Here is an 18470-nt window from a genome sequence, read left to right as displayed (position 1 = left end):
TCGGTCATCGAGATCATGACCGACGGCACGCGACTGGCCCCGCCTTTCCGGCGCGATGCCCTGGCCCTGCCCACCCGCCACCTGCCCAAGTACGACCACCTGGACAAGCGGCACTTCCCCAAGTAGCCGTCCAACAAGACGAAAAGGCGATACGGCATGGGCGGCGCGCCGGACGGTGCGCAGCAATGAACCCGGACAGGCCATGGCCAAGCCCGGAACCGGCGCGCCGCCAGCGCCATCCAAGGATTGACGGGAAGGCAGGGTGCGCCCCCCTTTCCCGGTGACAGAAAGCGGACCGGCACCCTTGCATGGGGTGCCGGTCCCGTTCCCGGCCCACGGCACGGCATGCCGCCATTTCCGCGTGTCGGCGCCCGCGCTCCTGCGGACATTCCCCTTCCCCATCAGACAGGCAGGTGAGCATGAAGCCTTTCCTTCGCACCCGTGTGTATGCCGGCCCGGTGCGGGCCGTGGTGCTGGACTGGGCAGGCACCGCCGTGGACCACGGCTGCCTGGGCCCCGCGGCGGTTTTCGTGCAGGCCTTTGCCCTGCATGGAGTAGAGGTGGCCGTGTCCGAAGCGCGCGAACCCATGGGCAGCGAAAAGCGCGAACACGTGCGCCGCATGCTGGCCATGGATTCCGTGGCGGCCCGCTGGCGCGCCGTGCACGGGCACGTGCCCGACGAGGCGGACGTGGATGCCGTGTACAGCGACGTGGAGCCCCTGATGCTGCAAACCATCGCCGCCCATGCCGCGCCGGTGCCCGGCCTTGCGGAATTCGTGGACAGGGTGCGGGGTCGGGGCATGGGGCTGGGCTCGTGTACCGGCTACACCGGCCCCATGATGGATGTGCTGGTGCCCGAGGCGGCCCGCCAGGGCTACAGCCCCGACGTGGTGGTGCATGCGTCAGAGGTGCCCGCCGGACGCCCGTATCCGTGGATGTGCTACCTGAACGCCATGCGGCTGGGGGTGCATCCCATGGAGTCCATGGTCAAGATCGGCGACACGGTGGCCGACATGCACGAGGGCCGCAACGCGGGCATGTGGACCGTGGGCGTGGTGCGCACCGGCAACGACGTGGGGCTTTCAGAGGTTGACGCCGCCCGCATGCCCCCGGACCAACTGGCCGCCCGCATGGCTGTGGCCGCCGCCCGGCTGCGCGAGGCCGGGGCGCACTATGTGGTCGATTCCATTGCCGACTGCTTTTCCGTCATCAAGGCCATAGAGGCACGCCTTGCCCGTGGCGATACGCCATATCCTGCCTGAGGCCGCCGCGTTCGGACACGCCATGCCGGGAGATGCCGGATGAAAATGGACAAAATGTGCCCTGGGGCTGGCCGGACAAGCGCTTCCGTGATAGGCGGGCTGGGTCTGCTGGTGCAGGGCGCGTCTGTTTGCCTCCCTGCGGACTGCAACAAGGGAAATGAGGGGGAATATGCCTGGCGCGGTCTCCGCACCAAGCCCGGCCACGGAAAGGACATGGGAAAATCGAAATATCTCGTCATTTATGAATGGCTTTCCGAACAGATACGGAACAAGGTGTACCAGCCGGGGGACAAGATTCCCAACGAGAGCGATCTGGCCGCCATGTTCGGTGTGCATCGCATGACCGTGCGCCAGGCCATCGACAAGCTGGTCAACGATCACATGCTGGTGCGCAAGCGCAGCAAGGGCACGTTCCTGCTTTCGGAAAAGAGTCCCGTGCTCACCCGTTCGCTGGAAAGCATCACCACGTACTATGATGACATCGTCAGCGCCGGGCTTGCGCCGCACTACAAGACCATCGCGGCGGGCATAGAGTATGCCGATGCCGAGGTAGCCGCGCACCTGAACCTTGCCGAGAGGCAGCCGGTGATCTTCCTGTACCGGCTGATGCTGGCCAGCGGCGTGCCGCTGGTGCTGGAACGGTCCATCCTGCCCACGGACATGGTGCCGGACTTTCTGGAAAAGAAGCTGGATACCGTGCTCTACAAGGTGCTGCACGAGGACTACGGCATGCGCCTCTTGTATTCGCGTCAGGAACTGGGTGCGGTGATGCCTACGGAAAGCGAGCGCAAGCACCTGAAGATCGGCGACAACTGCCCGTGCATCTGGGTGGAGAGCGTGGTGTACACCGATACGGGCCGGGCCGTGGAATACAGCCGCGCCCTGCACCGGGGCGACAAGTACCGTTTTCGTTGCGCCATCGGCGGGTACGTGTACGACAAGGATGGCACCGCCGGGCAGACGCCGCTTGCAGGCTTCTTCGTGGATCCTTCCGGCGGGGGCGAGGCTGGCGGTATTGGCGCGGCAGGCCCGAACGGGGGGCAAGGCCCGGCCAGCCGGTCCGGACAGGTCAAGGGTTGAATACGCACACGCAACGGACGGACATGCACAAGGCCGGACTCCCTGGGGAGTCCGGCCTTTTCACGTTCGGCGAGGGGGATTGCGTGCCGCCGGGTGGGCACCATCCTTTCGGTCGTGCGCGCAGTGCGAAGCCAGGCATCAGCCCGCCGCCGGAGCGGCGGCAGCGTGCGCATCCGCCGGGCGAGCGCGGTGCATCCGGCGGGCCAGATAGATGAACGGGGTGTCCAGCAAAGCCACAACGGCCTTGAACAGGTAGGTGGTCAGCATGATCTCCAGCACCACCTCGAACGGATACACCCCGATGAACGCCGCCAGGCAGAACACCGAGGAGTCGAGCATCTGGCTGACCAGTGTGCTGGCGTTGTTGCGCAGCCACAGGTGGCGGCCTTCGGTGCGCTGCATCCAGAAGTGGTAAGCCCACACATCGTGGTATTGCGAAACCAGATAGGCCAGCAGGCTGGCCCCGGCCAGGCGCGGCAGCAGGCCGAACAGGGCTTCCAGGTGCGGATGGGCGAAGTCCGAGGGTGCCGGGGCGTACAGCAGCGAGGCCTGCATGTAGGCCGTGCCCAGCAGCAGGGTGACGAAGCCGAGCAGCACGCCCTTGCGCGCCTCTGCCTTGCCGTGGAATTCACCCAGCATGTCGGTGGCCAGGAACACCCCGGCGTACACGATGTTGCCGAGGGTGGTGGTCATGCCGAACAGGGTCACGGTCTTCAGCACCTGGATGTTGCACACCATCAGGTTGAGCACGATGAGGGCGTGCAGCCCGGCGGCACCGAACAGGCGGTGCATGAGCACGGTGATGCCCATGTCGAACAGGGCGAAGCACAACCAGAGCAGTTCGTTCATGCAAAACTCCGGAAAGGAAATGGGCCGCGAGACAAGCCCGCGAAGCCACGTGGCGGCGCGAAAGGCGGAGAAGGGTGCGGGCTGCGGGAGGTGGGCGGCGGAACGGGGGGCTTACGCCACGCCGCGCGCCGGGTCAAGCCGCACCGCCCGCCCGGCGCACGGCGTGCGCCGGGATGTGTCGGCACGCAGGGCGGACCGGTGTGTGTATGGCCTGTGCCGTCCGCCGGATGCGGACGGCAGTGGGGGATGGGATGTTCCTTGTTTCCGGCGGTGCGGAACGTCGGAGGGCTCAGCTTTTGGGGGGCAGCAGCGACAGCCACTGCGGCGCCTCTGGTGCCGCCTCTGGCAAGCGTTCCGGCGGGGCGGGCCGGGCGGACGGCTGCGGCGTTGCGTCCTGCTGCTCCGGTTTCGCCTGTTCAGGGGACGCGAGCAGGGCTTCCGATTGCTCCGCCCCGGCGGTTTCGGAAGCAGGCGCGGCAGATGCCTGCGGCTGGACGGGCGGTTCCGGCATGTCCCACAGCGACGGCTGACGGGTTTCCGGTGGCGTGTCTGCCACGGGAGGCACGGCGAACGGGGGGGCTTCCGCCTCGTCTCCAGTCGGTGGCAACAACTCCGGGGTGTACCGGGGCATGTCTTCCCCGCCGCCCGGTGCGGTCTCCTCGTGGCGGTCCGGCGCGTCATCCCCGAAGGAAGGGCAGGGGGCATCGGCCAGCGCAAGGTTGCTGCAATCGTCCGGACCGGCCCAGGGCAGGTCCGTGAACGCCTCGGGCGACATCTCTGCTGATGCCTCCGGCATGAGGGCAAGCAACGTGTCCGGATCCATCTCCGGCTCCATCACCTGCTCCATATGGGAGGGCATTGCGGGATCCATCTCCGGCGTCATGTCCGGCGGGTTGCCCCAGACCGTTTCCGGGTCGGTGTCCGCGTCGTCGGTGCCCCGCGCATCGGACCACGGATCGGACCACGGATCGGGCAGGAGGTCGGGCACGGGCGTGACGTCGGAGTCGGGCTGGTCCTGCGAAAGGGTGGCTGGTTCGTCAGCGGGGAGGCTGGCCGTCAGATCCGCCAGATCAACGAAATCTGCCGGGTGGCCGGGGACGATGTCGGGGGTGGCCTTCGTGAGGAGGGGCAGATGCCCATTGTCAGGCTCATCGTTAGGCCCATCATCCTGGCCGTCGTCTGGTGCGACATCGCGTTTGCGGGCTGGCATGTCAGGCGGCATGCCGGGCAGCATGCCGGGGAGCTCGTCAGGCAGCATGTCCTGCGGCATGTCGTCTGGTGCGCTATGCGGTTCGGCTTCCGGCGTGTCCGGCATATGCGGCGCGGAAGGCGCGGGGGGCGGAGGCACGGTGTCCGCCGTCCTCGGCTGCTCGTTGGCCTCCGGCTTCTCGTCGGTGCCGGGGGCGGATCTGGGCGGCTCCAGGATGGTTGCCACGTCCGCCATGGGACAGGGGAAATCCCAGATGGCATCCGGGCAGGCCTTGGCCCCGGCGGCGTCGGCGCAGGCAACGCGGCACAGTTCCATGAAGGTGTCCATGTACGGAGACACCCACTTGCCGCGGTGGCGCACCATGAGCACCGCCGTTTCAAAGGGCTGGTCCGCCCAGGCCAGCGCGCGCAGGGTGCCCGCGCGCAGTTCGTCGCGCACGGCGGCCTCGGGCAGCAGGGTAACCCCCACGCCGGATGCCACGCAGCCGCGCAGAGCCGACGCGCTGGAAAATTCCAGCCCGGCGGCGGGCTGTATGCCTTCGGCGGCCAGTGCCTCTTCAATCACCGTGCGGTAGGCGCAATCCGTCGTGGACAGCACCAGCGTGATGCCGTGCAGGTCGCGGGCCACCACCCGGTCGCGCGCGGACAGGGGGTGATGCGGCGCAGCCACCAGCACCAGCGGCTCCACGCCCAGGGCTTCCACGTTCAGGTCGCCGCCGCGCACGCTGTCGGCCATGACGAAGGCCAGATCGGTGATGCCCTGGCGCAGGTCCTTTTCCAGGCCGTTCAGGGTGCATGCGGTCAGCTGCAGGGCCACCTCCGGGTGGCGGCGGCGAAACGCGGCAATGACAGGCGGCAGGCGATACGCGCAGAGCGATTCCGGCACGCGCACCGTAAGCAGGCCGCGCAGCCTCGATTCTCCGGTGACCCAGGCCCTGGCCTCGTCTTCCACGTCGATGAGCTTGGCCGCGTACTGCACCAGCCGTTCGCCCGCTTCCGTCAGGGCCACGCGGCGGCCCAGCCGTTCGAACAGCCGGACGCCCAGTTCCGTTTCCAGCGCGGCGATGCGCGCGGAAACCGTGGATTGCGCAGCGTTCAGCTCCGCCGCCGCACGATGGAAACTGAGCAGGCGCGCCACTGCCGCAAAGGTTCTGAGGTCGCGTAGTTCCATGTCCGTCCCCTTGATCGTTCGGAAACCGCGATTGACCGCATCGAAAGGTATCGTTGGATTCGATTTTGGGCAACGTGTATGCGGCACATTAGATATTTGGTGGCGGCGCGATACGCGGACAACGCACGAAAACAGAGGATACCTTCATGAAAGCTGATGCGGCGCGGGAGCAGGCGCAGGCGACGTTCGAGGCCGGGTTCAATTGCGCCGAGGCCGTTTTTCTGGTCGCCACGCGGGAATTCGGCCTTGATGTGCCGGAGCAGGTGCGGCTGGCCACCGCCTTCGGGGGCGGCGTGGGCCGGTGCAAGGAGGAAATGTGCGGGGCCGTGGCGGGAGCGGTGCTGGCCGTAGGCGCACTGTGCGGACGCGAACGGCCCGGAGCCGACTGGGACCTTGCAGCGCGGCTGGCCCGCGCGGTGCGCGAGGATGCACTGGCGGAGCACGGCAGCATCCGCTGTGGCGATTTGCTGCACGCCTTCGGCGAGCAGGCAGGCATGCAGGCCTGCATCCGGTTTACCGCCATGGTCGCGGGCCAGGTGGTGGCGCGGTTACGGCAGGCCCGCGACGACGGGGAGTTCGTGCCGCCTGCGGCAATGCGGTCCGTGGCTGGCGGCGTGCTGGCCCCGGACGGCGTGCTGGCCCCGGACGGCGCGCTGGCCCCAGACGGTGTGCTGGCCCCAGACGGCGCGCTGGCCCGCCGGGTCTTGCGCTAGCCTGATCGGCCAGGAGAATCGGCACTCCGTCCGATTGCGGAATCCGATGGTTGGCGGATGCACTGCGCCGACATGGGGCTTGATCCCTGCCGCCACGGCCACGACGCAAGCGGGGCGCCCCGTTGGGAGCGCCCCGCGTCATGTTGCGTGATCTGGTCCGGCTACCCGGCGGCCTTGGCGTCTTCGCAGCCGGACATGGTGCACACCACGTTGCGGCCATTGGCCTTGGCCAGGTACAGCGCCCGGTCGGCCTCGCGCACCAGTTCCTCCACATTGGCGAAGGCGCCGGGGCTAAAGCCCGCCACGCCGATGCTCACCGTGGCGGAAAGCTGCACCCCGTGGTGCTGCACCCGGCACTGCTCGATGCGGTGGCGCAGCCGTTCGGCCAGCATGTGGCCCTGCGCTTCTTCCGTATGCGGCAGGATGACCACGAATTCCTCGCCGCCGTAGCGGGCAGCGAAATCCGTGGTGCGGACGGAATGGCGCAGCACGTCGGCCAGTTCGCGCAGCACCGCATCGCCCGCAAGATGGCCGTAAGTATCGTTGATGGCCTTGAAGTGGTCCAGGTCCAGCAGCAGCAGGGTCATGGAGTGGCCGTAGCGGCGGTGCCGTTCGAACTCGGTGCGCAGGCGCTCGTCGAGGCTGCGGCGGTTGTGCAGCCGGGTCAGGGCGTCGTGGTCGGCCTGCAACTTCACCTCGCGGTAGACCATGGCGTTCTTCAGCGCCAGGGCAAGGTGCTTCATGGCCGAATCCAGCGCCTGGGCCTGGTCCTTGCCCATGGTCTGGGTGCCGTCGGTCAGGATGGCCAGCGCCCCCATGGCTTCGGTGCCGGTGCGCAGCGGCATCAGGATCACCCGGCCAGGCACGGGGGGCATCCCGGGGTCCACGGAGCAGCCGGTGGCGTCGAGCAGTTCGGCCATGCCGGGCACATGGTTGACGCGATAGCCCGCCACCGGTGCGTTGCCCAGGCGCCGGGCCGATTCCAGCAACAGGTCCACCCACTGCACGTTCACCGGGCAGTCGGGTGCGGTGGCCACGAATAGTTCCGCCTCCAGCGCGCCTCCTTCGGGCACCGGAGGCCAGAAGATGCCGTGTACCGCCGTCACCGGCAGCAGCAGCGCAAGGTCTTCGCGCACCTTGCCCAGGATTTCCGCAGGGTCCAGGCTTTCGGTGGCCCGTGTCAGAAAGGTCACCAGGAACGACAGGGTGTCGTTCTTGCGGGCCAGCATTTCGCGCTCAAGAAAGATTTCGCGCGTCATGCGCAGGATGTCGTGGTACAGGTTGCGCGTTTCCACCGCGCGGCGCAGCACGTCAAGCACGCGGGCGCGGGTGAGCGGCGGCTTGATGACATCGGTGAAGCTGCTGTCCAGCGCCCGTTCTATTTCCTCGCGCGAGTAGCCGGGTTCCAGCACCAGAACGCGCGGGACAAGGTCGAGATGCTGCGACTTGCCTTCGCGCTGGCTGGCGATGGCGGTCCATGCGTCGGACGTGAGCCAGAACAGGCACGGGTCGTCACGCTCCATTTCAAGGGCGGACGGCGCGCGCCCCGGAGGCAGGGCGATGATGCGGTAGTCGCTGCCCGCGTGGGCGGCCAGCAGCCCCGCATCGGCCTCGGAAAGGCCCATGGTCCACATGGTGTGTTGCGGTGTCTTCTTCATGGTCCGGTCTCCCCCCCCAGGGGTATGCGGCGTAAGGGCATGGTCATGCACAGCGCGGCCCGCGCCGGGTGCGGCGCCGGGGCGGCAGGCGTCGGAAACGCGACGTTGCACGAGGTGAAAGCAAGAATCGGTCCATGTTGCGCGGGGTGCGGGGCTGGCGCGGGCGGATCGGGTCGACGGCGGCAAGCTTTGCCGGGGCAGGGCTGAAACTGGTCGGCAACGGGCCGAGTGTGGGCCGGACCGTATGCGGGGCCGGGCCATGGCGGGGGGCGTGCGGCAACGGACAAGCACGGAGCTGGGCCGAACCGGGGCGCAAGGTCGGCAGCGGCCCCCACAGGCGGTTTGACAGCCACGACAAGTTGTGTCTTTGCTGCACCATGAGCACCAAACGCGCCTGGGGCACACTGCACCCCTTCCTTGAATCCGGCGAGATCATGGGCCGCCCCGTGGCCAATGCGGGCTTCATGCGGGCGCTGCTGCGGGCCGACCCGTTTCCGGAGTACCATTTTTTTCTGCCGGGAGTGGATGTTGCCCGGACAACGGAGGCCCGGCTGCGCGAGGAATTTCCCGCCATCGTCGCGCGCAACGGGTTCCGGGTGTCCACCCGCAACGATCTGGCCTGGATGCTGGCGCGCAAGCCCTACCATTGCTTCCATCTGTCGGACAGCGTGACCGACCAGCCCCACCTGGCCCGCCTGCGCAATGCGCATGCGCCGGTGCTGTTTCCGGTGACCGGCGTGACCCATTCGCTCAGCTACGCCCGCTACCCCGCGCGGTTTCTGGCGCATCTGTGGCCGGGCACCACCGCGCGCGATGCCGTGGTGGCAACCTCCACGGCGGGGCAGGAGGTGGTGCTGCGCCTGTTCGAGCACCTGCGCCGCGCCTACGGGCTGGACGAGGAGGCATACCCCGCGCCGCACGTGGAGCGCATTCCCCTGGGCGTGGACGCGGATTTCCTGAACGTGGCTTCCGGCGTCGCCAATCAGCAGGACGGGCTGGCGGCCCAGGCGGCGCTGCGGGCGGACATGCGCCAGCGGCTGGGCGTGGACGCAGAGCCGGTGCTGCTGGTGTTCGCGCGCATCGCCCATTATTCCAAGATGGACCTGCTGCCCCTGCTGCGCGCCTTGCAGCGCGCCGAAGGGCTGGGGTTGGCCCGTGGCGGCTATCTGCTGACGGTGGCCGGGTTCGTGAAACCCGGCGACGACACCCCCGCCCGCATCACCGAACTGGCCGGACGGCTGGGCATCCGCATCCGGGTGGTGCCATCGCCGTCCGACGCTGAGCGGGCCGCGCTGTTCGCGGCGGCCGACGTATTCGTCTCTCCCGTGGACAACATGCAGGAAACCTTCGGCCTTACTCTGGTGGAGGCCGGGGCCGCCGGGCTGCCCGCCGTGGTTTCCGACTACGACGGTTACCGCGACATCGTCGCGCACGGCGAAACCGGGTTCACCGTGCCCACCCTGGCCCCGCTGGCCACGCCCGACGTGGACATGCTGGCGCCTGTGTTCTTCGACAGCCAGTACCACCTGCTGCTGGCCCAGCAGACCGTGGTGGACGTGCCCGCCCTGGCCGATGCCCTTGCTCGGCTGGCCACCGACGCCCAACTGCGCGCCCGCATGGGGGCCGCCGCGCGCGCCAGGGTGCTGGCGGAATTTACCTGGGACGGCGTGGTGGCCCGCTGGCTGGACCTGTGGGAGGCGCTGTGGCGCCAGCCCGCGCCATTTCGGGCGGACGGGCATGGCGAACGTGTGACCGGAAGGCCCGGTGACGGGGCGTCCCGGTCCGCCCCCGGCGCCGAACCGTATGCGGAACCCGCTGGCGACGCGGACGCCGACGCCCTGCGCGAACTGCGCGAGGCCGTCCACCCGCTGCACATGCCCTACGGCGAGGTGTTCGGCGGCTACCCCACGGCGCAGTTTGACCGCGCCATGGCAGTGCGCTGGACCCGCGCGGGCGAGGCCGTGTACCGCAAGCAGGAGTTTCCCGTGCTGTACACCGGGGTGGAGCGGCAAGTGCCGCCCGCCCGGTTGCAGCGGCTGCTGTTTGCCGCGCGGCACCCCGTGGACGCGGGCCAATTGCTGGACGTGCTGACGGGCGAGGGCATGGACGACGAGGCCGCCGGGTTCCTGCTGCTGTGGGCGCTGAAGCAGGACCTGCTGGAACGGGTGCGCCCGGTTTCCGGCACGGCCGAGGATTCCGGCCCCCTTGCGCAAGCCCCATCTGGCGAGACTCCGGCACCGGCCACGCACAATGGCGGCGGGGAGGGCACATGACCGACACGCTTCCGGCGGCGCTGCACTTTCATACCCTGCTTTCCCACCGGGGCGGGGCCACGCGGGTGGCGCACATGCTGGCGCGGGGGCTTGCCCGGCGCGGCGTGGTGGTGCACCGGACCTGCGAAATCCTGGATGGCGATATTTCTGACGCTGACGGCCCCGATGGCGGTTCCGCCGAGTGCGGGGCCGCGCACGGCGTGGTGCCCGCCGCCGGGGTGGGCGGCTGCCTGCTGCCCGGCATGCCTCTGCACCTGCACGCCACGCTGGACTGGACGGCCTGTCTCGGTTCCATTGTCTGGGTGGGGCGGTCGGACCCGGATGGACGGTCGGGACAGGCGGGAAAGTCTGGGCAGGCGGGAATTTCCGGCGCGTCGGGCCAGACCGCGCCGCCGCTGCCCCCCGTTTCGCCTGCTCCTCCTGCTGCCCCTGTTTTCCCTGTTCCTCTGGTCGTCACCGTGCACGACTGTTCGCTGCTGACCGGCGGCTGCGTGTATCCCATCGATTGTGACGGCTGGCGTACCGGCTGTCCCGGCGAATGTCCGCGCGGCTACCCCGGCGCGGCCCTCTTGCAGGACCGCCGGGCCAGAGCGTTGCGCGCCGCCGCGCCGCTGCTGGTCAGCCCCTCGGGCTGGCTGGCCCGCATGATGCGGGCACGCTTTCCCGACCTGCCGTGCAGCGTGGTGCCCAACGGCGTGGAACCGGCGGGCGGCCCCGCGCAGGCAGAGGCCCGCGCCGCGCTGGGCATTGCCCCCGACGCGCGGGTGGCCATCTTCGTGGCGCACGGGGGTGAGCAGGCCATGCTCAAGGGCGGGCACCGCTGGATGGCCCTGTGGAACGAGGTGAAGGGCGCCGTGCCCGCCGCCGTGGGGCTGATGGTGGGCGGCGACGCCGCCGAGCGCGACGGCGACCTGCTGCGCTGGCCCTACGTGGACCGCGCCATGCTGGATACCCTGCTGGCCGCGTCGGACGTGTTCGTGTACCCCACGCTGGCCGACAACCATGCCCTGGTGGTGCTGGAAGCCATGGCCGCCGGGGTGCCGGTGTGTTCCTTCCGCGTGGGCGGGGTGCCAGAACAGGTGGAGGACGGCGTTACCGGCGCCCTGGCCGAGGAAGGCGACTGGGGCGGCCTTGCCGCGTCGGTGGCGGGCCTGCTGGAACGTCCGCGCCTGGCCCGCACCCTGGGCAGGGCCGGACAGGATGCCTGGCGGACACGGTTTACCGTGGACCGGATGGTGGAAGGCTACCTGAAGATCTACGCCCGGCTGTAGCCGGGGTTCTCCTGTTCGGAATTTTTGGAGCCTGCTGCCTGTTCCGGGGTGGTTGCGGCGCATGGCGTCCCGTCGGGCATGACGTGCCCCGATGCGGCGTGGCCTGACGCAGTCTGGCCCGATGCAGTCTGGCCCGATGCGGTCTGGCCTGACGCCGGGTCGTCGCACGCGCGGCGCTGCCGTTCCCGCGCCGTGTGCCGGTCCGCCAGTTCGCGTAGCGATTCGATGGCCAGCCGCGCCGTGGCCCGGTCCCAAAGCATCCAGATGTGGCTCACGGCGGGCGAGGCGCGCGTGGTCCAGCCGGGCGTGGTCACGTGCAGCCCTTCCTGCGGCACCACCATGTTGTCGATGGGCGAATACAGGGCCACGCAGGGCACGTCGGACGGGGCCTCGGTGGCTTCCAGTTCGCGGATCAGCGCCCCGCGGAAGGTCAGGCTGCGAGCCAGCCGCCCGGCTCCCAGCCGGGCCAGGGTGCTGCCCTGGTGCGGCGTGCCCAGGGTTACGGCCCCGGCCACCAGTTGCTGGTTGGCCGCGTCGGCCAGCCAACCCCGGATCAGCAATCCCCCCAGGCTGTGGCCCACGAGCAGGGGCTTTTCACCCGGATGCGCGGCCAGCAGGTCGCGCATCGTCTCGTCCAGTTCGTCGACCAGCAGCCCGAACCCGGTATGCCAGCTGGAATAGCCGTGGCAGTACACCCGCGTGAAACCGGCTTCGTTCAGCCAGCGGCGGTACAGGGTCCATGCCGTGACGTTGTGGTACAGGCCGTGGATGAGCAGGACTGGTGGCCGCTCTTGCGGCAAGTTGGGGAGCGGGGAGGGTGCGTCGGTGGGGCCTGCACACGGTGCCTCCGCGCGATGCCGGCCTTCCGGCGCGGCCCGGCGCGGAAAGGGGCAGGGGCGGCAGCGCCGCCGGAACCACGATCCGAACGGATACAGGGCCAGCGCCAGCGCCCCCCCGACCACGCTGTACATCACGCCCCGCACCACCAGCGAGGCAGGGGGCGTGGGGGCGGTGTCGCGGCGCGCGGCGCGGAAGAACAGCAGGTAGCTGATGACGGCTATTGTCAGGGCGATGCACAGCGGCACCAGCAGCAGGGACATGCGCGGGCCTCGTGGGGGAGAAATGCGGCGCGGGAAGGGCATGCACCCGTCGCCGTGCGGGTTGTCTTGACGTGACCAGAGTAGCCAATTACTGTTTACCGGACAAGCATGACCGGCCATTGCCCGGCACCGCCCGTCGCGCTCCCCTTGCCGTGCCCGCCGGGCGGGCACGGGACCGGGTCGGGCGTTCTGCATGCGGCCATCATGATCGCCGGTACGACCGGCCCCGTTTTGCCGGAACGTCTGGCCCGATTTTTCCTATATGCCCGGTATGCCTGATTTGCCCGGTATGCCTGACAGGCCCGATTCGCCTGACAGGCCGAACCCCATGCGGCGCTGTGCCATCCGCCGTGCCGCCGGGCCATTCCATACCGCGTTTCCGCGGCGCTTTCTCCGGCCCTGTCCGCCTGCGCCGCCCACCCCTGCCGACACGCCATCCGTCACGAGGTCTTTTCGCCCCATGCCGATGTGTTTTCTTTCGCATTGCCGCGTCCCGGCCCTTTGCGCCGCTGTCCGTACCAGTTCCCGCGCCGTGCTTGCGCTTGCCGCAACCTGCGTCCTTGTTCTTGGCCTGGCCCTGCCCCCGGCGGCCCTGGCCTCCGACGAAAACGCCGACAAGGCCAGTGAAAAGGGCAACCTGCCCGAACCGGTGGAGAGCGCCGTCACCATGCTGCTGGGCGCCGTGGGTGACCGCAGCGCCGCACCCGGCAAGGGCCTGGACCTTGCCGCGCTGAACACGCTGCTCGATTTCGCCATGCAGCCTGCCGCCGCCACGGAAAAGGCCCTGCCCGCCAAGCGCGACCCCGGCTACGGCATCTTCTACCGCAGCCAGATCAATGCCCAGCTGGAAAAGCTGCTGCGCTACTGCTACGACCCGGCCATTCCGCAGGAAGCGGTGTTTCCCGCGTCCATCCGCAGCAGCCGCTGGCAGCCGGGCAGCGACATCATGAAGAACGGCCTGCGCCTGTGGGAACGCGCCGCCGACCAGGGGCTGGCCGATGCTCCGCTGGTGCTGCACGGCGCCGAGCGCGAGGAAATCACCCCCGACACCTTCAGCGGCTGCTATTACGCCTACACCCTGAACCGCCTGCTGATTCTCACCCGGCACGAGGGGCGGGCGGTGCTGGTTTCCGTGTCGCGCCAGGCCGAACCTTCCACCGTGGGCCGCAAGGGCGCCATCGTGGGCAAGGACACCGACTGGGAATACGTCTATTCCGGCGTGCCCGGCGCAACCACGCGCGGCATCAGCTGGATGGACACCTACATGTACGATTCCGCCACCATCACCGTGTTCTTCGAGGAACAGCCCGGCGCCAGGGCCACCGGCTACGCCCTGTTCAAGTGGGTGAAGGCCGGGTGGGCCAACCTGAACGTGGTGCAACGCAAGCACATCCGGTCCGGGGCGGAACGCTTTCTGTCCGGGTTCCGCCAGGTGCTGGAATCGGACCGGCTGCCCCCCGCGGAAACCATCGCCGCGCGCACCGGCGAGTTCGACGGCATGAACGAGGACGCCCTGCGCACGGCGCTGGCCGACTACAGCGTGCGGCTGGCCGTGGTGGCCAAGGACGATTCCATCCTTTCCCGCGACGATTTCTGGAAGATCATCAAGGATGGCGCCTACGCCACCCACCTGAGCCGCGAGGAACTGGTCAGCGCATTGCTCAAGCACTACATGAAGGAACGGCTGGGCAAGCCCGCGCTGGGTTCGTAGCCCGGCCCGTTTTCCCCACGCCATCACGCCCATTGGCAACAACGGCAACGCGCGGCGCAACGTCGCGCGTTGCCTCGTTTCCGGCGAGCGGCTATAGTGCGTCCAACGTGCGGCGCGGGCATGGCATGCATGCCGTGCGCATCGCTTTCATACCGCAACAGCAGGAACCGCATGTCTTCAGCCAGCGACCTTTCCTCCTTCCTTTCGGCCAGCGCCGGGAGTGCTGACACGCCAGATGATTTCGGACCTGATCTGGGCGAGATGCTGGCCTCCACGCCCGGCTGCATCCCCGTTGACGATGCCGCCTTTGCCGGTGCCTACGAGGCCACTGGCGACGCGGCCCGCGCCCGCCTGAAGACCTGCATCGCCCGCCTGCATGTGCTGTACGGGGCGGCAGGGGGGGCTGGTGCTGGCGACGTGCGCGAGGGACGCACCGCCACGCGTTGGCGGCAGGGCTTCACCAGTCTGGAGCATGTCGCCCCCTGCGCGTGGGCGCTGGTCTGCGTGGACGCGGCGTGGGCATCGGCCCCGCGCCTGCTGGCCGCCGTGCTGCCCGCGCTGTTCGCAGGGGTTGGCGCCGTTGGCGTGCTGCGCGTGGGCGGCAACGGACCGTGGCCCGCGCCTGTTCTGGCCGCGCTGGAACTGGCCGGGCAGGAGGTGGTTGCCGACGTCGCGCCCGAGGCGCTGCCCGCGCTGCTGAAGGCGCTGGGCGCTTCCGCCGGGGCGGGCGGGGCAGGTGGGACGACGGGTGCCGGGGGCCGCCTGCTGCTGCTCGGCGAGCATCTAGAGCAGACATGTGCCCTGGCCCGCGCGCACGGTGTGCCCGTCTGGCGCGACGCACTTCCACCGATCATCGGGGTTGCATCGCGCCGCGATGGTATCGACGAGTCAGATTGCCCGGATAATGCTGTCCTGCGCGCCGCCCACCCGGATGCCACCTTCGTGGATGTCCCGGCCCTGCCGCGAGCCACGGGCGGTGCCGCATCCTCCACATCCGCCGTGCCGCCTGGCCCCTTGTCCGCAGTCGCCTGCGCCCCGGCCCATGCATCGGCCTGGCTGAACCATGCCGGTCTGGTGCTGGGCCCTGACCATGAATGGTGCTGGATGCACCCCGGCCTTTTCACGGCCTGGTTCGCGCGGCGTGCCGTGGCCTTGCTGCCCGCGTCGCCTCCTGCCGATTTGCCGGGCACGCCCTGACCATTCCCGATCGTTCTGATCGTTCCTGATCGCCTGGGCGGCACCCGCTGTTCATCCGCCCGTACCGTTCTCCGGTTCCTCATTTCCACGCACGCCAATCCCCGGAGCCCTCCATGTCTCACGCAGCCACCGGCGGCAAACGCCCCCATCCCCGCGAAAAGGCGGCACCGCTGCGCAACATCGGCATCATCGCGCACATCGACGCGGGCAAGACCACCCTCACCGAGCGCATCCTGTACTATACCGACCGCATCCATCGCATGGGCGAGGTGCACGACGGCACCGCCACCATGGACTTCATGCCCGAGGAACAGGAACGCGGCATCACTATCGCCTCGGCCTGCACCACCTGCGCGTGGGACGGGTATGTCGTGAACATCATCGACACCCCCGGCCACGTGGATTTCACCATAGAAGTGGAGCGGTCGCTGCGCGTGCTGGACGGCGCGGTGGGCGTGTTCTGCGCGGTGGGCGGGGTGGAGCCGCAGTCGGAGACGGTGTGGCGGCAGTCCGAGAAGTTCGGGGTGCCCAAACTGGCGTTCGTCAACAAGATGGACCGTGCCGGGGCGGACTTTGGCGCGGTGCTGGAAGCCATGCGCACCCGCCTGGGCGCGGTGGTGGTGCCGGTGATGGCCCCGGTGGGCGAGGGCGAGGACTTCGAGGGCCTGCTGGACCTGGTGACCATGGAATATCTTTCGTTCGACCAGTCCACCCAGGGCCGCGAGTACACCCGCACCCCCGTGGCGGAGGCCGCATCCCTGCCGGATGCCCCGGCCCCGGCGCTGCTGGACGCCGCCGCGTCATGGCGTGACAGGATGCTGGAAACCCTGGCCGAGGCCGACGATACCTTCATCGACGTGTATCTGGGCGGCGGCGACATGGACCCGCAGGTCATCCGCGCCGCGTTGCGCCGGGCCACCCTGGCCCGCCGGGCCGTGCCGGTGTTCTCGGGGTCCGCCCTGCGCAACACGGGCGTGCAGCCCGTGCTGGACGGGGTGTGCGCGTACCTGCCCGGACCGGACGAAACCGCTCCGGTGCTGGGCTACGACACCGCGCAGGGCCGCAAGGTGCCCGTGCCGTTCGACCCGGATGCGCCCCTGTCCGCGCTGGTGTTCAAGGTGGTCATGGAGGGCAGCCGCAAGTATGCCCTGCTGCGCCTGTACGCGGGCGCGGCGTCCGAAGGGGATGCCTGTCGCAACGTCACCCGCGAGAAGGACGAGCGCTTCTCCAAGCTGTACCGGCTGCACGCCGGGCGGCGCGAGCAGATCGAAACCGCCGTGGCGGGCGACATCGTGGCCGCCGTGGGGCTGCGCTCGGTCCGCACCGGCGACACCCTGTCCGACCCGGCCCGACCGTTGCTGCTGGAAAACATTGCCGCGTACCGCCCGGTGATCTCGCTGGCGCTGGAGCCGCGCAACACCGAGGAAGGCGCCAAGCTGGACGAGGTGCTGGAGCGCGTCACCCTGGAAGACCCCACCCTGGCCGTGGAACTGGACGAGGGCACCGGGCAGCGCATCGTGTCGGGCATGGGCGAACTGCACCTTGAAGTGGTGCTTGAACGCATGCGCCGCGAATACGGCGTGTCGCCCCGCGTGGGCAACCCGCAGGTGGTGCATCAGGAGACCATTCTTTCCGCCGCCACGGGCAGCGGCGAATTCGACCGCGAACTGGGCGATCAGCCGCATTACGGCCATGTGACCCTGTCCATGGCCCCCCGCCCGCGCGACGCGGGCACCCGCGTCCGCTTCGAGGTGGACACCCAGCTGTGGCCCCGCCAGTGGGTGGACGCCGTGGAACAGGGCATCACCGACAGCCTGCAGAGCGGGGTGGTCAAGGGCTACCCCGTGCAGGACGTGGAGATTGCCGTCACCGAACTGCGCCGCCGCGACGGCGCCTCCAGCCCGGCGGGCTACCACATGGCCGCCGTGGCCGCCGTCAAGGATGCCCTGTCCAAGGCCGATCCGGTGCTGCTGGAGCCCATCATGTTCGTGGAGATCGGCGTGCCCGAGGCACACGTGGGTTCGGCCATAGGCCTGCTGGGCGCGCGCGGCGGCAAGGTGGAGAACATGTTCGACCATTCCGGCCAGAAGGTGGTGCAGGCCCTGGCCCCGCTGCGCGAGCTGTTCGGCTTTTCCACTGCCCTGCGTTCGGCCACCCAGGGCCGGGCCGGGCTGGTGATGCGCTTCGAACGCTTTGACAGGATGGAGTGATGCGCTTTGCATGCACTGTGACGGGTCGCCCGGCGGTGTGCCTGTCGGGGATCGACGATGGAATGGTGGGGTAGGCTGCGGCGCTTCGTGCGCTTTCAGTATCTGCGGCTGATGCGCCAGTCCGCGTCGGCCCATTCGCTGGCCATGGGGCTGGCCGTGGGCGTGTTCGTGGGCTTTCTGCCCATCATCCCGTTCCAGACGGTGGTTTCGCTGGCGCTGGCCTTCGTGCTGCGGGGCAACCCCGTGGGCGCGGCCATCGGCACGTTCGTGTCCAATCCGCTCAACGTCATACCCTTTTACGCCATGCTGTACTGGGTGGGCGGTCTGCTCTGGCACACCACCGTGGCCTTCGACCCGTCCCATCTGGACATGACCCACATGCTGGAACTGGGGCTGGATTTCTTTCTGGTGATGTGCCTGGGCGGGGTGGTGCTGGGCATTCCCGCCGCCTTGGCCACTTACGTGCTGACTTTTCGCGGGGTGAACGCCTACCGCCAGCGCAGGACCATCAAGCTGCTGCACGCCTGGCAGGCCCGGCGCGACGCCGAGGTTGTCCCGTCCGGGCAGACAGGCCTGGCTGCACCCCGGGCCACCCCGCCTTCACAGACTGACCGAACCGTGGACGCCGAGGCAACCGGCGGCCATGACGGAGACCGTTCATGACCCAGCGCGGCAAGCATTCCGGCAAGCCCGGCCATTCCCGGCCACGCCAGAACCGTTCGGGGGCTGGTGCGTCCGATCGGTCCTCCGGACGTTTCGTCCGGGG

13 protein-coding genes are annotated in these 18470 nt (G+C 69.1%); 9 read left to right on the top strand and 4 right to left on the bottom strand.

All coding sequences use genetic code 11. The annotated features are described in order from the left end of the window. Positions 1-419 precede the first annotated feature (419 nt). Positions 420-1262 (top strand): phosphonoacetaldehyde hydrolase, encoded by an 843-nt coding sequence (phnX, locus tag K6142_RS07585; RefSeq protein WP_190245869.1) that lies wholly within the window; start codon positions 420-422, stop codon positions 1260-1262. 213 nt (positions 1263-1475) lie between these two features. After that, positions 1476-2342 (top strand): GntR family transcriptional regulator, encoded by an 867-nt coding sequence (locus tag K6142_RS07580; protein ID WP_190245870.1) that lies wholly within the window; start codon positions 1476-1478, stop codon positions 2340-2342. Positions 2343-2480: 138 nt separating this feature from the next. On the opposite strand, the gene K6142_RS07575 is transcribed toward K6142_RS07580, so the two are convergent. Both K6142_RS07575 and K6142_RS07570 read right to left on the bottom strand, forming a co-directional pair. Beyond that, positions 2481-3191: a queuosine precursor transporter gene (locus tag K6142_RS07575; RefSeq protein WP_190245871.1), complete on the bottom strand. Its 711-nt coding sequence runs from the start codon at positions 3189-3191 to the stop codon at positions 2481-2483. Positions 3192-3480: 289 nt separating this feature from the next. Next, positions 3481-5571, bottom strand: coding sequence for a LysR family transcriptional regulator (locus tag K6142_RS07570; RefSeq protein ID WP_190245872.1), 2091 nt, complete (start codon positions 5569-5571; stop codon positions 3481-3483). A gap of 146 nt (positions 5572-5717) precedes the next feature. On the opposite strand from K6142_RS07570, the gene K6142_RS07565 reads away from it, so the two are divergent. Then, complete coding sequence (locus tag K6142_RS07565; protein ID WP_223290463.1) at positions 5718-6284, top strand: C-GCAxxG-C-C family protein; 567 nt, start codon at positions 5718-5720, stop codon at positions 6282-6284. Positions 6285-6445: 161 nt separating this feature from the next. Here K6142_RS07565 and K6142_RS07560 read toward each other — a convergent pair whose 3' ends face one another. Then, positions 6446-7942 carry a sensor domain-containing diguanylate cyclase gene (locus K6142_RS07560; RefSeq protein WP_190245873.1) on the bottom strand — a complete coding sequence of 499 codons (1497 nt, stop codon included), beginning with the start codon at positions 7940-7942 and terminating at the stop codon, positions 6446-6448. A gap of 377 nt (positions 7943-8319) precedes the next feature. On the opposite strand from K6142_RS07560, the gene K6142_RS07555 reads away from it, so the two are divergent. Together K6142_RS07555 and K6142_RS07550 are read left to right on the top strand one after the other, a co-directional pair. Further along, positions 8320-10215 carry a glycosyltransferase family 4 protein gene (locus K6142_RS07555; RefSeq protein ID WP_190245874.1) on the top strand — a complete coding sequence of 632 codons (1896 nt, stop codon included), beginning with the start codon at positions 8320-8322 and terminating at the stop codon, positions 10213-10215. Then, positions 10212-11486 carry a glycosyltransferase gene (locus tag K6142_RS07550; RefSeq protein WP_223380784.1) on the top strand — a complete coding sequence of 425 codons (1275 nt, stop codon included), beginning with the start codon at positions 10212-10214 and terminating at the stop codon, positions 11484-11486. Before K6142_RS07555 ends, K6142_RS07550 begins: the two co-directional genes overlap by 4 nt. Here K6142_RS07550 and K6142_RS07545 read toward each other — a convergent pair. After that, positions 11471-12586, bottom strand: coding sequence for an esterase/lipase family protein (locus K6142_RS07545; protein ID WP_190246056.1), 1116 nt, complete (start codon positions 12584-12586; stop codon positions 11471-11473). The genes K6142_RS07550 and K6142_RS07545 overlap by 16 nt on opposite strands. A 532-nt stretch (positions 12587-13118) precedes the next feature. On the opposite strand from K6142_RS07545, the gene K6142_RS07540 reads away from it, so the two are divergent. The 4 genes from K6142_RS07540 (at position 13119) to K6142_RS07525 (ending at position 18367) form a co-directional block, all read left to right on the top strand. Then, a complete protein-coding gene (locus K6142_RS07540; protein ID WP_223290493.1) occupies positions 13119-14297 on the top strand; it encodes a hypothetical protein in 1179 nt (392 codons plus the stop codon). Positions 14298-14468: 171 nt separating this feature from the next. Next, the gene (locus K6142_RS07535) at positions 14469-15494 is read left to right on the top strand and encodes a hypothetical protein (RefSeq protein WP_223380783.1); all 1026 of its coding nucleotides are present in this window, start codon (positions 14469-14471) and stop codon (positions 15492-15494) included. 113 nt (positions 15495-15607) lie between these two features. Continuing rightward, positions 15608-17704 (top strand): elongation factor G, encoded by a 2097-nt coding sequence (gene fusA / locus K6142_RS07530; RefSeq protein ID WP_190244398.1) that lies wholly within the window; start codon positions 15608-15610, stop codon positions 17702-17704. Positions 17705-17761: 57 nt separating this feature from the next. Continuing rightward, positions 17762-18367, top strand: a complete 606-nt coding sequence (locus K6142_RS07525) for a DUF2062 domain-containing protein (protein ID WP_190244397.1) — start codon at positions 17762-17764, stop codon at positions 18365-18367. Positions 18368-18470: the final 103 nt, after the last annotated feature.

It is taken from the genome of Nitratidesulfovibrio sp. SRB-5, from assembly GCF_019931275.1.
Classification (GTDB): domain Bacteria; phylum Desulfobacterota; class Desulfovibrionia; order Desulfovibrionales; family Desulfovibrionaceae; genus Cupidesulfovibrio.
The sequence above is the reverse complement of the archived record's forward strand: the minus strand, read 5'-3'. Positions and strand labels throughout refer to the sequence as shown.

Excerpts from the sequence above, each read along its gene's own strand:
- phnX (WP_190245869.1), top strand. The coding sequence starts at position 420 with ATGAAGCCTTTCCTTCGCACCCGTGTGTATGCCGGCCCGGTGCGGGCC.
- K6142_RS07580 (WP_190245870.1), top strand. The coding sequence starts at position 1,476 with ATGGGAAAATCGAAATATCTCGTCATTTATGAATGGCTTTCCGAACAG.
- K6142_RS07575 (WP_190245871.1), bottom strand. The coding sequence starts at position 3,191 with ATGAACGAACTGCTCTGGTTGTGCTTCGCCCTGTTCGACATGGGCATC.
- K6142_RS07570 (WP_190245872.1), bottom strand. The coding sequence starts at position 5,571 with ATGGAACTACGCGACCTCAGAACCTTTGCGGCAGTGGCGCGCCTGCTC.
- K6142_RS07565 (WP_223290463.1), top strand. The coding sequence starts at position 5,718 with ATGAAAGCTGATGCGGCGCGGGAGCAGGCGCAGGCGACGTTCGAGGCC.
- K6142_RS07560 (WP_190245873.1), bottom strand. The coding sequence starts at position 7,942 with ATGAAGAAGACACCGCAACACACCATGTGGACCATGGGCCTTTCCGAG.
- K6142_RS07555 (WP_190245874.1), top strand. The coding sequence starts at position 8,320 with ATGAGCACCAAACGCGCCTGGGGCACACTGCACCCCTTCCTTGAATCC.
- K6142_RS07550 (WP_223380784.1), top strand. The coding sequence starts at position 10,212 with ATGACCGACACGCTTCCGGCGGCGCTGCACTTTCATACCCTGCTTTCC.
- K6142_RS07545 (WP_190246056.1), bottom strand. The coding sequence starts at position 12,586 with ATGTCCCTGCTGCTGGTGCCGCTGTGCATCGCCCTGACAATAGCCGTC.
- K6142_RS07535 (WP_223380783.1), top strand. The coding sequence starts at position 14,469 with ATGTCTTCAGCCAGCGACCTTTCCTCCTTCCTTTCGGCCAGCGCCGGG.
- fusA (WP_190244398.1), top strand. The coding sequence starts at position 15,608 with ATGTCTCACGCAGCCACCGGCGGCAAACGCCCCCATCCCCGCGAAAAG.
- K6142_RS07525 (WP_190244397.1), top strand. The coding sequence starts at position 17,762 with ATGGAATGGTGGGGTAGGCTGCGGCGCTTCGTGCGCTTTCAGTATCTG.